Origin of the sequence: Yoonia sp. SDW83-1 (assembly GCF_046762885.1) — a bacterium.
In the GTDB taxonomy this organism is placed as follows: domain Bacteria; phylum Pseudomonadota; class Alphaproteobacteria; order Rhodobacterales; family Rhodobacteraceae; genus Yoonia.
Window position 1 is genome coordinate 153,323 of sequence record NZ_JBKQXO010000008.1, and the last position, 14,502, is coordinate 167,824.

Genomic DNA, 14,502 nt, shown 5'->3' on the forward strand with positions numbered 1-14,502 from the left:
CCAGGATTGACAAACTCTGGCCTGACACTTTTAGCCGACTTGGATTCCGCTGCAATCTGCCCATGATAAGCGATGGAGGAGGCCGACGCACTTGCGCGGCCCGAACGACATGAATGAGGGGGAGACCGCTATGACCGATCAACCAGCCGGAACCTATCCGCCATCCGCCGAAATGGCCGCTGGCGCCCATGCGGATAAGGCGAAGTATGAAGCGATGTACGCGGCCTCGATCAATGATCCTGAGGCGTTCTGGGCCGAACATGGCAAGCGCGTCGACTGGATCAAGCCGTTTACCAAGGTCAAGAACACCAGTTTCGCCCCTGGCAATATTGACATCAAGTGGTTCGAGGATGGCACGCTGAATGTCAGTGCCAACTGCATCGACCGGCATCTGGCGGATCGCGGGGATCAGACGGCGATTATCTGGGAACCCGACAGCGCCGATGATGAGGCCCAGCACATCAGCTACAAGATGCTGCATGAAAAGACCTGCCGCATGGCCAACAGCCTGAAGGAACTGGGCGTCAAAAAGGGTGATCGCGTCGTCCTATACATGCCGATGATCCCCGAGGCCGCCTATGCCATGCTGGCCTGTGCCCGGATCGGCGCCATACATTCCATTGTTTTTGCAGGTTTTTCTGCCGACGCTTTGGCCGCGCGGATCAGCGGATCAAACGCCAAGGTGGTGATCACTGCCGATGGCGCGCCGCGCGGGGGGCGGGTGACGAACCTCAAGGACAGTGTCAATCAGGCGCTGATCAATGTGATGCATGACGTCAAATGCCTGTGCGTGCGCCGCACCGGACAGCAGATTGCATGGCGGTCCGAAGGTGACTATTGGCTGCACGAGATGGAAGAACAGGTCAGCGCCGATTGCCCGCCGGAAGAGATGAACGCCGAGGATCCGCTGTTCATACTTTATACGTCAGGCTCGACCGGCATGCCCAAGGGTGTGGTGCATAGCACGGGGGGGTATATCGTCTATGCGTCGATGACCCATCAGTACACGTTCGACTATCATGATGGTGATGTCTTCTGGTGTACGGCTGATGTGGGCTGGGTCACGGGGCACTCCTATATCGTCTATGGCCCGCTGGCGAACGGGGCCACGACGCTGATGTTCGAAGGAGTGCCGACCTATCCCGATGCGGGCCGGTTCTGGCAGGTTTGCGAAAAGCATAAGGTTAACCAATTCTATACCGCGCCGACCGCCATTCGTGCGCTGATGGGACAAGGTAATGATTTTGTTGAGAAATATGACCTGTCGGACCTGAAGGTGCTGGGTACCGTGGGTGAGCCGATCAACCCAGAAGCGTGGAACTGGTACAATAATGTCGTCGGCAAAGGCAAAGTGCCCATCGTCGATACGTGGTGGCAAACCGAAACGGGGGGGCATCTGCTGACCCCGCTGCCGGGGGCAACGGCGACCAAACCGGGGTCGGCGACGCTGCCGTTCTTTGGTGTGCAGCCTGTGATCCTAGAGCCAACCTCTGGCGAAGAGATTAACGATACGGCCGCCGAAGGCGTGTTGTGCATCAAGGATAGCTGGCCCGCCCAGATGCGCACGGTCTGGGGTGATCATGAGCGGTTCGAAAAGACCTATTTCGCCGACTACAAGAATTACTATTTCACCGGTGATGGCTGCAAACGTGACGCCGATGGCTATTACTGGATCACGGGTCGTGTGGACGATGTGATCAACGTGTCCGGTCACCGGATGGGCACGGCCGAGGTGGAAAGCGCGCTGGTCGCCCATGGCAAGGTCGCTGAGGCGGCTGTGGTCGGTTATCCGCATCCGGTCAAGGGGCAGGGGATCTATGCCTATGTCACCCTGATGACCGGGCAGGAGCCGTCGGATGACCTCCGTAAGGAGTTGGAGACCTGGGTCCGGGCCGAGATCGGGCCGATTGCTAAGCCTGATCTGATCCAATGGGCGCCGGGCCTGCCGAAAACCCGATCGGGTAAGATCATGCGGCGGATTTTGCGCAAGATCGCCGAGGATGATTACGGTTCGCTGGGTGATACCTCGACCCTGGCTGATCCGTCGGTGGTTGATGACCTGATCGAGAACCGGATGAACCGGGGCTGACGCAACGTTCAGTGCTGTGTTCGGGGTCGCGCAACACCCTTGCGCGGCCCTTTTTTGCGAATCACCAGTTAATGCAGGGGTTTTCGCGATTTTGACCTGTCGGCATCGCGTCGGCAAAACGTCGGACTTGCGTCGGACCCCTTTCGCCCAAATTGCCGGTTTAAGGCGGCGTGCGGTGGATGTATGAAGACGCCATTAACGTTTTGATATGGTTGGTTGACCCCGGCCGCGGATTTGGAAAGGCGATATCATGCTGGAACTTGTTGTCATCTTTTTCATTGTGCTGGTTGGTGGAACACCGGGCGGATCGGACTCTGCTGCCCGCTCAACGCCCATGGCTCCTGTCGTTGACGCACCTGCGGCGGAGGCCGCTCAAGAGGCAATCGAAGACCCGCAGCCGGCGCCTGCCACCGACACACGCACGCCAGAGCCGCAGGAACCAACCGGCAAGTTTCTGAATGCCACCGAGGTGCGCCCTATTCTGGACGCTACCAAGGGCAGTTGGGTCGCGGTCCGGCTTTATGAAGGGCAGGATCTGCTTTATTTCACCAGTCTTTTGTCCTGGCGTTGTGGCTTGTGGGAAATCCGCTATGGCGTCAACGGCGCGCCTGCCGATCAGGTGGTGGAGATGGAGCCGTGTTATGAAGATACGGCCCAACCCGCCGCGCTGACCGACCCGGTGGGCTTTCCGATCTGGGTGACATTTGCACCTGAAACCGTGCAAAGTGTCACGGTCGAGATTGATTACGATGACGGGACCATGGATGTGGCGACGTTTCAACGCAGTGGTATCCTGATCCCGTGAGGGTGAGGTCCCGGGTCAAGCCCGGGACGCATCGTTCATGTGTGGTGGCGCTCACCGCCCGTCGTGATGCACCTCTTGCAGGCCGTAGACGGGTGTGTCGATCCCTTCCATGCGGGCCTTGAGTTGCAGCGACAGGAACTGCGAATAGTGCCGCGATTGGTGCAGGTTGCCGCCGTGGAACCAGAGATTTTCGACCTGGGTCGGTTTCCACATGTTGCGCTGTTCGCCTTCCCATGGTCCGGGGTCTTTGGGTGTGTCTGAGCCGAGGCCCCAGACCTTGCCGACCTTGTCTGCCGTGTCCTGATCGATGATGTCGGCGACCCAGCCGTTCATGGAGCCGTAACCGGTGGCGTAGACGATCAGGTCAGCCTCAAGTTTCGTGCCGTCATCGAGGATCACGCCATCGGGCACGATTTCGGTGACTTGCCCCGCCTTCAGCTTGATCTTGCCGTCGATGATCAACTGGCTGGCGCCCACATCGATGTAATAGCCCGACCCGCGGCGCAGGTATTTCATGAAGAGGCCGGAGCCATCGGCGCCCCAATCCAGCTGGAAGCCGGCCTTTTCCAGGGCGGCGTAGAAATCGGCGTCGACCTCCTTGATCTTGTCATACACGGGGATCTGGAAGTCGTGCAGGATCGCATAAGGCAGGGAGGCGAAGATCAGGTCGGCCTTTTGCGTGGTGACCCCGGCGGCGACGGCTCGTTCCGAGTATAGATCGCCGAGGCCGATTTCCATGAGCGGCTCGGATCGCACGATATGGGTGGTGGAGCGCTGGATCATGGTCACGTCCACATCGTTTTCCCAGAGCGCCGCACAGATATCATGGGCGGAGTTGTTGGAGCCGATGACGACAGCCTTCTTGCCCTTGTATTTGTCAGGGCCAGGGTGCTGGCTGGAATGGTGCTGATCGCCCTTGAACGTGTCCATGCCGGGGAAATCCGGCACGTTCGCCTTGCCTGACATGCCGGTGGCAAAGACCAGTTGTTTCGGCTTGAGCGTCACGGTTTCGCCGTCCCGGTCCACGGTGACGGTCCATTCCTTTGCCGCCTTGTCATATTTGGCGTTGGTGACGGTGGAGCGGGTCCAGTAGTTCAACTCCATGATCTTGGTGTACATTTCCAGCCAGTCGCCGATCTTGTCCTTGGGCGCAAAGACTGGCCAGTTGGGCGGGAAGGGCAGGTAGGGCAGGTGGTCGTACCAGACCGGGTCATGCAGGCAAAGCGATTTGTACCGCTTGCGCCAGCTGTCGCCGGGTTTGTCGTTCTTTTCCACGATGATCGTCGGCACGCCCAACTGCCGCAGCCGCGCACCCAACGCGATGCCGCCTTGCCCGCCGCCGATGATGACGGTGTAGGGTTGGGTTTTGTAGCCGAGTTCGGCGCGTTCTTTCTCGATCTCTTCCGCCCAGGTCAGCCGGTGCTTGCCTGCGCCGTGCTTGGCCCCAAGCGGGCGTTCGTGGCCCAGCGGTTCCTCGTGCCCTTTCAATTCGGACATCGTGGTGAGCAGCGTCCAGATTTTCCCGTCGCGCAGGCGCAGCAGGCCATAGCCGCGGGCGATGCCGGTTTCGAACGTGATCCAGGCGGTGGTGATGCCCCCATCCTCGGCCGCGGTTTCACCTTCGGCGATTTGCCAGTTGGATGGTTTGGTGCTGGCCAGTTGGGCGTTCAGCATGTCGCGGACCTGATCGGGTCCTTCCATGGTTTTGATGTTCCAGGTGAAGCTGACCAGATCGCGCCAGTAACAATCATCCACGAACATGGCGACGGCGGCGTCGATATCGCCAGCCTCCAGCGCACCGCCGAAATCGTTCAGGAATGTGGTGACGTGATCGTTTGTTGTCGTATCAAGCAAAGTCGTTCCTCCCACTCATTGAGAGGATAGTTTCGCACGGGCAAAGGGATTCGCCCTATGCGACGTTGGTCATGACCTGGGGTTCTGCCACTAAGTTGCTGGTTCGTCGCCGGTTGGCAGCCCAAGTTCTTTCATGGCGGCATTTTCCGTCTCGGCGATAAATGCCATATCCTGTGCGGCCTCGCAGCGGGCGATCCAGTCACGGATCGGTTTGCTGTCTGGAATGGCATCGGGCAGCCAGGAGAATGGTGATACCATCAGCAGATCGGCTGCCGAAAACTGATCATCAATCAAAAAGTCATGGCGGGCGAGGGCGGCTTCGATTGTTGAATACATGGTGGCACTGTCGCGGCACCAGCTTTTGACCAGTGGGTTGTCGGCCATTTCGAGAAAGCCCAGATACAGCAGTGGTTCCATGACATTGCCGTAGTAAAAGAGCCAGGACAGGTAAGCGCCACGGCCCGGTGACGAGATACCGCGCCCCAGGTCGCTGTCAAAATGGTCCGTCAGCCACAGCATGATCGCGGCCCGTTCTCTGATCACTTGACCATCAACCTCAAGTACAGGGACCTTGCCGTCGGGGTGTGGGTTGCGCGGGTCTATTTTCCCGGCGCCGCTCTGACGCTGGATATGGACCGTTTCGATCTTTGCCTCCGTTTCCTTTCCCATAAGGCGCAACAGGCTGAGAACGCTGGTCGAACGGGATTGTGGTGAGTAGTAGAGGGTGATCATTGGGCTTCTCCTGTTGCTTGTGTCTGACAGCGAAGTAGCAGGGGCTGCTGCCAGTTCCTGTCAGGAAAGAACAGATGTTTCCCGCTTTTCGAGTTTAGGCACAGTCCTGCATCGTGGTTTCCGGAGCCCGCTGGCTAGTTCTACACGTAAGTACAGGCTTATTCCGCAGCACCCTTTTGCAGATTGGGCCTGCCGCCATCCATGGCGACATTTACCGTCTCGCTGTCCAGCAGCTTGACCTCGCGCTGGGGGAAGGGGATCGAGATATCATTTTCGGCGAACGCATCCCAGAGCGCCAGAAACACATTCCCCCGAATGTTGGTCAGCCCGCCGGTCGGGTCGCTGATCCAGAACCGCAGGATGTAATCGACCGAACTGTCCCCGAAGCCCACGATATGGCAGACGGTCGGCCGGTTTTTCAGCACGCGGTCAACGCTTTGCGCGGCCTCGATCGCGATCCGGCGCACCTGATGCGGGTTGTCCGCGTAGGATGTACCGAAATGGATGTCGAGCCGGACGAAATCGTTGGAATGGGACCAGTTGACGACCTGACCGGTGATCAGGTCTTCGTTCGGGATCAGGTATTCACGCCCGTCACGGGTGACGACGGACACGTAACGCGCGCCCAGCGAATTGATCCAGCCGAACGTGTCGCCGAGGCTGATGACGTCGCCGGGTTTGATCGATTTGTCGAGCAGGATGATGACGCCTGAGACTAGGTTTGACACCACCTTTTGCAGACCAAAACCAAGGCCCACACCGATAGCACCAGACAGTACGGCAAGCCCGGTCAGGTCGATCCCAAGCGCCCGGACCCCGACAAAGAAGGCGGCCCCATAAAAGGCGATCTGCACACCTTTGATAATCAGCACCTGCATGGACGGGCTGATATCTTCGTTGGTGCGCACCCGCCCGGCTGTGGTTGTCGTCAGGAACCGGGCCAGCGTGATCGTGGCCCCGAGAACCACAAGCGCCTGCGCCAGTAGCAGCAGGGAAAAACGGATTTCCCCGATCTGGAAACCGGCCGCGTCGAGCAGTTGTTCTGCCTGATCCAGCAGTCCGAGGATGACCAATGTGGCATAAGTCCACGCCCCGTAGCGCACCATTTTTCGCAAAAACGGGCTTTTGATCAGGCGCGTCAGGAAGGCGATGACCAGCCAGGCAAAGGCCAGCGTCCCGATGATACTGAGCAGATAGCTGCGGCTGGGCCATGTGACCTCGCGCATGATGTAGATCGTGGCCCAGATCAGCCCGACAAAGAAGATCGCCCGTAGTCGTTGGTGAACCACCACAAGGATACGCATGCGCCATTTGGGCCAGTCATGCCGTGCACCCATCCAGGCGCGAATACGCGGGCCCAGAACCTTGCGCATCAAATGGGCCAGAATGAACAGACCAATGGCAATCAGGATCTGATAAAGGTTCCAGGTCCGGAACATGCTGCTGATAAAGACCTGGGCCTGATCGTAAAGATCGGTGCCAATGGTCAGCGCCTGTTCAAGCGCCTCTTCCGGCACCATTTCGGTGATCGCGTCATCGGGGCCTTTCATATTGACGTGACGCGACATGGGGGTCCTGCAGTGGTGGCTGTTTGGACAAGTGTTGCACGGGCCGGACCGGGCAGGCAAGTTGCCGCAAACAGGTGAGGTGCTGAAATGGCTGAGGAAATTACCGTGCGCCCTGCGGTAACGGCGGATGCGCCCGCCCTGTCAGAACTTGTCATTGCGGTGCTCTATGCCTCTAACCTTGCCGATTATGGGGCCGAGAATGTCGCCCGTGTTGCCGGTCATTTCAGTGTGGAGGACGTGAAAACCATGCTTGGCAACCGGCATGCCACGTTTGTGGCGTTACAGGGCGACAGAATTGTGGGGACGGCCAGTCTTGATCTGGATGAGTATGGTCAGACGGCGGCGGTCAAAACCATCTTTGTGGATGCGCGCATGCAGCGCCTCGGCATTGGTGCGCGGCTTTATGCGCATGTGGTCGCCAAGGCCGCCGAAAGCGGGATCAACCGATTTACCGTCCGATCGTCCATCGTAGGGATACCATTCTACGAAAGGCTGGGCTTTGTTTCCGTTCGTGACCATTGGGATGGCACCGAACGCACAGTTGAGATGCGCAATTAACGCTGTCCTTTTGCAAGCCTTGTCGCGGCTGCGATGAAAGGTTTACAAACTCTTAACGGATATTTGTACTGGATCAGCCATCATGGATCTTTCCATTCTTTTGCTTCTCGGCCTCGGTTTGGCCCTGGCCGTGCCATTTCTGGGTGGGGACGATGATGACGATGAGGCCAACCGGATTGATGGCAGTCCCGAAGGCGAACCGATCAACGGCACAGAGGGTGCGGACAGCATTTTTGCTCTGGCGGGTGACGACGTTATTAATGCCGGTGGCGGTAATGATTTCGTCAATGCCGGGTTGGGTAATGATACGGTGAATGGCGGCGACGGTCGCGATGTCATCCAGGGTCGCGCAGGCAACGATATTATCAATGGTGATAACGGCAATGACCGGATCGAGGGCGGCGCAGGTGATGATACGATCGACGGCGGTTATGGTTCAGACACCATTCTGGGTGGCCGTGGCACCGATGTCATCAAAAGCGGTTTTAATGCGCGCCTGATCGACAATGAACTGGTGAATGCGACTGAGACGCTGGACATCATTCGCGGTCAGGGGGGCGAGGATACGCTGTTCATGTGGGGTGATGACAGCGATAACAGCACACCGGATAATCCGAAGGGCCTGAGCCTGGCTGTAGGCGGGGTGAACAGTGCACCGCCGGGTGAAGTGGGCCCCCCTGAACTGGATGAGTTGATCCTGGTGACCGGTGAGTCCGATCTGCAGGACGACGAAGGCCCCACCAACTTTTTCGCCTTCGCCAATCTGGAGGATGATCAGGACACGCTGGCGACGATTGTCGAATTCAATCCTGCGCAGCACAAACTGGTCCTGACCATTGACGCTGATCTTGACGGGGCGACAGCGCCCGCTGTGGATTTTGTACTGACAGAAACCAGTTTGGACGGTGAAGACGGCGTTCTGGTTGAGGCCCGGTTCGAGGATGCGATGGGCGATCCAACCGATCCGGATTTTGATTATGAAGTGTCCCGCGCGTTTCTGCGTGGTGCCACTATTGCGAGTTTGGACGAAAGCGATTTTGCGGTTGTGCTGACGGACAACGATATCCCCGAGCCGGGGCCGGATGATGTGTTGACCGAGGCTGATTTCACCTTGTTCAATCCTGAAGCGACGTTAGAGACCGTGAAGAATGCGTTGCCTGGTTTCCTGAACACAAGCCCGCCAGGCTGATCAAAATCACTCGATACTGAACGCCACTTCGTTCCGCCGTTTCCATGGCAGCGTCATGGGGTCGTCGTAGTAATAGTGGCGAACGGGCTCCTTTACTGACAGGCCAGCCTGTATCGCGTAGCGGCGTAAATCGGCCTCGTGCTGCGTCAGTCTGGATTGTGTCGCCCAACCGGAAAACCGCAGGACCACCTGGGTGTCAGGCGGTGTTTGCCTGAACCGGATCGCGTTGCTGTCGGGGGTTGGCAGGCTATCAAGCGTGTATTCCCGCGGCATCATGAAACTGACGGTCCACAACCCCGCCTCTCCGGTTTGGGTCACAGGTGTTGTCATGGCGATGTTTTCCGCGGGAGTCTGGGCCACAGGCGTGGTCATCGCCACCTTGTCGGCGCTGGTATTGCCGCCAAAGATATATCCTGCCAGCACGCGGAAACCCTGACGCAAGGCCTGTGACCGTTCGGATTTCACTGTCACTTCGGCCAGAATGCTGGGGCTGTATTCGCGGATTTCATAGCGTCCGTCCTGCGCTACCACGGTATAGCGCGGCGTTTCGTAGCCGTTATAGCTGTCCTGGGCCACGGCTGCTGTGGTCGTCGCCAACCCGGCAGCAAGGATGGTTGCGGATCTGATCATTTTTTCCTCCGTAACACTGTTACGGGGGTGAGGGCGTATGGGATCACTTTTGTGGCGTCAGTCCCTGTTTTCGGGCTTGCAGCCGCTCCCCTCCGGACAGGTCGGTTGGGCTGCGGAATAGCCGACAAGCTGGCCCGTGCCGGTGGTCAGGTCGACAAGCCAAATCCGGTAGGGTGGATCGCCGGGGCCGCGAAACCTGAAAGCGTCGGGTGATGCGCGCAAAAGCACCATGTCACCGGCGATGCCAATGGGCCTGAGCGCGGGCGGACGCTCATTGGCCCGGTCATAGATATCCGTCAGCCCGATCAGTGCGGCCCCGGCCAGCGGCACCTCGGTAAAGCTTTCGCCATCGGGATCATAGATGCGGATGCTGGGGGGCATAAAGCCGCCGCCGGTCATGATCAGCCGGTCGAGGGCGTCGTCATAGATCAGCCCCTGGGCGTCGTACCCTTGCATGTTGGCCGCCAGACGCCATGCGCCCGTTCGGACGTTGATGTCATAGAGAAAGCCGTCGCCTCCGATGGTGACGGCGTAGATCGTGTTTCGGTCGGGGACATAGATGGCGTCGGCCCCCCAGCTGATCCGTGGCAAATCGGGTGGGATCGGAAAGAATGTCGCGTCCCCGTCTTCAAGGGTTAGAGTGACACCGTCATTTTCAAAGCGCACCGTCGGTCCGGGGCGGGCAGGGTCGGTCAGGCGGGGTTGCAGGCTGACAGGGACGACATCCAGCGGGGCTAGTACATCGGCCAGATAGTCGGGGCCCAGTTCCGGGTCGGTTTGCACAGCGTCTATGACAAATCCGTCGCGCGGTGCTTCATATGATCCTTCAAAGCTGGACGGTCTGACAAAGCCCCCAAGCTCTGGCGCGGCCATGACGATGGCACGGAACTTGATGTTGTCGCGCGTGTAGCTATGCCTAAGCGTGACGATGTCCACACCGGGATAGGGAATGCCGTTCAGGGTGACCTGGCTGCGGTCAGGCTCATAGCCGCCCAGCAAAACACGCTCAATCCGGGTGCCGGGGGTGAGCGTCACATCCCAGAACACAGGTTCGTAATTGGTCAAAAGCAGGGTGACGTCGGCATCGGGCCGATCCACGATCACGGGGACGGGCCCCAGTTCGGGCCGATCACGAATGTCGTTGTGACGTTCATAAACGCCGATGACATGCAGTTCGCGTTCGGCCACTACCGGACTGGCCCAAAGCAGAAACAGGATCAGAAAACGCATGATACCTCCGGTTTTTGGCAGGATGCCCGGACCAAGCGAAAGCGGCAAGCCGGAAAACCGCATGGTCAGCAGGTTGAGAACCCTTGCGGGACAGGCGATGCCGATGTATCTGACCCCTTATGAAACAGGTTTTTGACATGGATGACCGCGCCCGCCTGCCATGGCGGTTTTACGGTGCCAACTGCACGATCCTTGCCCGGGGCTGATCGCCCCCGTTTCCGCACGCCTGCCTTTTACTGACACCAGATACGGGAGAGGACCCATGTCCCCCAAAACGCTCTATGATAAAATCTGGGACGCGCATGTCGCCCACGAAGCCGAGGACGGCACATGCCTGCTCTATATCGACCGCCATCTGGTGCACGAGGTGACCAGCCCGCAGGCGTTCGAGGGTCTGCGCATGGCGGGCCGCAAGGTGCGTGCGCCGGAAAAGACGATTGCCGTGCCGGACCACAATGTGCCGACAACGCCGGGGCGTGATGATCCCAAGAACATGACGGAAGATAGTGCCATTCAGGTGGCCGCGCTGGATACCAATGCCAAGGAGTTTGGTATTCACTATTACCCTGTTTCCGATGTCCGTCAGGGTATCGTGCATATCGTGGGGCCGGAGCAGGGCTGGACCCTGCCCGGCATGACCGTGGTTTGTGGTGACAGCCATACGGCGACCCATGGCGCCTTCGGCGCGCTGGCCCATGGCATCGGCACGTCAGAGGTGGAGCATGTGCTGGCCACCCAGACCCTGATCCAGAAGAAATCCAAGAACATGAAGGTCGAGATCACGGGCAAGCTGCGCCCCGGTGTCACCGCCAAGGATATCACCCTGTCCGTGATCGGGGCCACTGGAACGGCTGGCGGCACGGGTTATGTCATCGAATATTGCGGTGAGGCGATCCGCGATCTGTCCATGGAAGGCCGGATGACCGTCTGTAACATGGCCATCGAAGGCGGCGCGCGCGCCGGTCTGATTGCCCCTGACGAAAAGACGTTCGAATACTGCAAGGGCCGTCCGCATGCTCCCAAGGGTGCCGCATGGGAAGCGGCAGAGGCGTATTGGCGCACGCTTTACACTGATGAGGGTGCCCATTTCGACAAGGTCGTGACGCTGAAGGGTGAGGATATCGCGCCGGTGGTGACATGGGGTACATCGCCAGAGGATGTGCTGCCGATCACAGCCACAGTCCCCGCCGCCGACGATTTCGAGGGCGGTAAGGTTGGTGCCGCGCAGCGTTCGCTGGACTACATGGACCTTAAGCCCGGCACGCCTTTGTCCGAGATTGAGATCGACACGGTGTTCATTGGCTCCTGCACCAATGGCCGGATCGAGGATCTGCGCGCCGCTGCCGCGATCCTGAAAGGCAAGAAGAAGAAGGACGGGTTGCGGGCGATGGTTGTGCCCGGATCGGGTCTTGTCCGTGCGCAGGCGGAAGAGGAAGGGCTGGCGGATATCTTCAAGGAGGCTGGGTTTGAGTGGCGCCTTGCGGGCTGTTCGATGTGCCTTGCGATGAACCCCGACCAATTGGCACCCGGCGAGCGCTGTGCGGCCACATCCAACCGCAACTTCGAGGGACGGCAAGGCCGGGGCGGACGCACCCACCTGATGTCGCCACAGATGGCGGCGGCTGCGGCGATAACTGGGCGGCTGACGGATGTGCGGGAGATGATGTGACCGACGCGCCGCTCACATTTGGTGATATTCGATGAAATGGGTCTGGATCAGCTTCTCATTTGTTCTGCTGGGTTTCGGCGTAGTCTCATGCTCTACAGTGTTGGGTTGTCACAATCCGACGGGGTATTGTGGAGATAACGTGCCTGATCCGGATCGCATTGGCGGAGAGACATGGTTTCTGTCAACAACAGCAGACGAACGTTTGGCTTACTACCGCGGACGATGCGCAGACCGGTCGCGTGAATCTCGGGAAGATCTGGATGACGAGGCCTGTGCGATCCGTAGCATCAGGGCGAAGGCGCTGGATGTTTGCATTTACTACGAAACTCCGCGCTGGGTTGAGAATGGCCCGACCGAAGCGGAGAGGTTGGCTGGTCGCGTGCAATGCCAGAACAAGGTCTTAGGTCAGCACGGCCTTCCGCTTTTGTAGAGCCCTACCTGATCTTGAACGCCCGTTTGATGTCGTCCAGCGCATCGCGCTGTTTGTCGTTTAGCCCGTCTTCGGGCAGGGCCGATTTGACCAGCGTCATCAGCGGATCGAAACCGTTCGCGCCGTCCAGTTTGAAGAGCTTGCGGCTGATCCGGCTGATCGCCCCATCGGCACCGTTGCATTCATTCATCAGCCAGCGGCCCAGCACCATCATTTCCTCGGCATCGGTCTTGCTGATGCCAAGTGTTGATTGCGCCTGCACGACCATCGCGTTGCGCTGGTCCTGCGTGGGCAGGTCGTTGAGTTCCAGAAAGCTGAGCGCGATGGCTGTGATGGCAAGGTTGGGGTCTTCGATGCTTTCCACCGGGTGCAGGTTGGTTTGCCGCTTGAAGCCGAACCGGCGGGCGGCCAGCCGCACATCATTGGCCATATCCATCATATCGGTTGCGATATTGGCCGCGTTCCGGGCGCGGATGACGAAAAAGTAAAAGGCCGTGGCGGCCCCGATGATTGCAATGAGAATGGGCATGAAATCTGGTCCGGTTGTCAATCTGTGGTGGTGGGCATCTAGAACGCGGATTCGTGATCAAAGCATGACCTGAATGTGGCATTGGCAAAGATGCGCTGCCGTGTGTGTCCTTGGACACCGGCAAAGCCGGGATGCGGCTGTTAGACTGCACCCTGATACATTCAGATGGGGATTTTCCGATGACATTTCGTATTCTGTCCTGCGATGGCGGCGGCATTCGCGGCTATCTTTCCAGTTCGCTGATCAAGGCGCTGAACACCGAAACCAATGGCAAACTGCTGGACGGGGTGCACGGGTTTGCTGGCACATCGACCGGGGGGTTGATTTCGATTGCGCTGGGCGCGGGCGTGCCGATTGACGACATCGTTTCGGTCTATGCCACCAAGGCGGCAACGATTTTCAAAGAAAACACATTCTTTAGCGCCGATGCCACCGATATGGCGATGCGTCAGGCGGTTGAGGCCGAGGGTCTGCGGGCCGGGCCAGGGATTTTCGAATGTGAATATGTGGCGACGGGTCTGCGCCAAGTTATCGACGAGTTGCTGCCGGACAAGACAGCTACCTTGGGTGGCACCACGGGCAAGATGATTGCCGTCAATACGGCGCAACTGCTTGATGATGGGTCCAAACCGCCGGGTTGGATGCCTGTCACCCTGAATAACCTGAAGGCCGGCGATGATTATGGTGATATCCTGCTGGCGGATGCCGCACTGGCAACCTCTGCCGCGCCGACCTATTTCCCGCCGCATCAGATCGGAAAGCGCGGCTATTTTGCCGATGGCGGTACATTTGCCAATAATCCGGTGATGAATGCCATCGAAGTGGCGCTGAGTACGGGCAAAGCGTCAGCGCTGGCTGATATCGAGGTCATCTCGTTCGGTACGGGCCTGACCCCGCAGGGGATCTCGCCCAAGGCGATTGGCAAGCCGCTGGGTTGGGGGGTGACGTCGTGGTTGCGGCCTTGGAAATCGAGCAGGGGTGCGCCCGCCACAGCACTGCTGGTCATGACGATGGATCTGTCGGCGCAGAACGCCGGGTCCATCGCCGACCGCCTGTTGGGCCACCGGATGGCGCGGATCAATCCTGTGCTGAGCAGACCTGTGCCGCTGGATGCATATGAGAATGCCGATTACGCCATCATGGACGCAGCGATTGCCGATGCAAAGAAGGGGCAGGGCTGGAAAGATGCAATCAAGTTGATTAAGGACTGGTGAAACAG

12 protein-coding genes are annotated in these 14,502 nt (G+C 58.9%); 6 read left to right on the forward strand and 6 right to left on the reverse strand.

Translation table 11 applies throughout. The features are described from left to right. The first annotated feature begins 130 nt into the window (after positions 1-130). Together acs and ACFWW4_RS12220 are read left to right on the forward strand one after the other, a co-directional pair. A complete protein-coding gene (acs, locus tag ACFWW4_RS12215) occupies positions 131-2,089 on the forward strand; it encodes an acetate--CoA ligase (protein WP_411891105.1) in 1,959 nt (652 codons plus the stop codon). Between the two features lie 250 nt (positions 2,090-2,339). Continuing rightward, positions 2,340-2,894 (forward strand): hypothetical protein, encoded by a 555-nt coding sequence (locus ACFWW4_RS12220; protein ID WP_411891106.1) that lies wholly within the window; start codon positions 2,340-2,342, stop codon positions 2,892-2,894. A gap of 51 nt (positions 2,895-2,945) precedes the next feature. Here ACFWW4_RS12220 and ACFWW4_RS12225 read toward each other — a convergent pair whose 3' ends face one another. The 3 genes from ACFWW4_RS12225 to ACFWW4_RS12235 all read right to left on the reverse strand — a co-directional run bounded on the left by ACFWW4_RS12225 (position 2,946) and on the right by ACFWW4_RS12235 (position 7,048). Next, positions 2,946-4,748: an NAD(P)/FAD-dependent oxidoreductase gene (locus ACFWW4_RS12225; RefSeq protein WP_411891107.1), complete on the reverse strand. Its 1,803-nt coding sequence runs from the start codon at positions 4,746-4,748 to the stop codon at positions 2,946-2,948. A gap of 90 nt (positions 4,749-4,838) precedes the next feature. Further along, positions 4,839-5,480 carry a glutathione S-transferase family protein gene (locus ACFWW4_RS12230; protein ID WP_411891108.1) on the reverse strand — a complete coding sequence of 214 codons (642 nt, stop codon included), beginning with the start codon at positions 5,478-5,480 and terminating at the stop codon, positions 4,839-4,841. 158 nt (positions 5,481-5,638) lie between these two features. Beyond that, a complete protein-coding gene (locus ACFWW4_RS12235) occupies positions 5,639-7,048 on the reverse strand; it encodes a mechanosensitive ion channel family protein (RefSeq protein WP_411891109.1) in 1,410 nt (469 codons plus the stop codon). Positions 7,049-7,135: 87 nt separating this feature from the next. Between ACFWW4_RS12235 and ACFWW4_RS12240 the strand changes: the two genes are divergently transcribed. Further along, positions 7,136-7,606 (forward strand): GNAT family N-acetyltransferase, encoded by a 471-nt coding sequence (locus ACFWW4_RS12240; protein ID WP_411891110.1) that lies wholly within the window; start codon positions 7,136-7,138, stop codon positions 7,604-7,606. A gap of 82 nt (positions 7,607-7,688) precedes the next feature. Continuing rightward, positions 7,689-8,795, forward strand: a complete 1,107-nt coding sequence (locus ACFWW4_RS12245; protein ID WP_411891111.1) for a calcium-binding protein — start codon at positions 7,689-7,691, stop codon at positions 8,793-8,795. Positions 8,796-8,801: 6 nt separating this feature from the next. On the opposite strand, the gene ACFWW4_RS12250 is transcribed toward ACFWW4_RS12245, so the two are convergent. Together ACFWW4_RS12250 and ACFWW4_RS12255 are read right to left on the reverse strand one after the other, a co-directional pair. Beyond that, on the reverse strand, positions 8,802-9,425 hold the full coding sequence (locus ACFWW4_RS12250) for an SOUL family heme-binding protein (RefSeq protein WP_411891112.1): 624 nt from the start codon (positions 9,423-9,425) through the stop codon (positions 8,802-8,804). 57 nt (positions 9,426-9,482) lie between these two features. Next, positions 9,483-10,655, reverse strand: coding sequence for a hypothetical protein (locus ACFWW4_RS12255; RefSeq protein ID WP_411891113.1), 1,173 nt, complete (start codon positions 10,653-10,655; stop codon positions 9,483-9,485). Between the two features lie 262 nt (positions 10,656-10,917). Between ACFWW4_RS12255 and leuC the strand changes: the two genes are divergently transcribed. Next, positions 10,918-12,324: a 3-isopropylmalate dehydratase large subunit gene (gene leuC, locus ACFWW4_RS12260; protein WP_411891114.1), complete on the forward strand. Its 1,407-nt coding sequence runs from the start codon at positions 10,918-10,920 to the stop codon at positions 12,322-12,324. A 434-nt stretch (positions 12,325-12,758) separates the two neighbouring features. Here leuC and ACFWW4_RS12265 read toward each other — a convergent pair whose 3' ends face one another. After that, the gene (locus tag ACFWW4_RS12265) at positions 12,759-13,283 is read right to left on the reverse strand and encodes a hypothetical protein (RefSeq protein ID WP_411891115.1); all 525 of its coding nucleotides are present in this window, start codon (positions 13,281-13,283) and stop codon (positions 12,759-12,761) included. Positions 13,284-13,462: 179 nt separating this feature from the next. Here ACFWW4_RS12265 and ACFWW4_RS12270 point away from each other — a divergent pair, with 179 nt between their 5' ends. After that, a complete protein-coding gene (locus tag ACFWW4_RS12270; RefSeq protein WP_411891116.1) occupies positions 13,463-14,497 on the forward strand; it encodes a patatin-like phospholipase family protein in 1,035 nt (344 codons plus the stop codon). Positions 14,498-14,502: the final 5 nt, after the last annotated feature.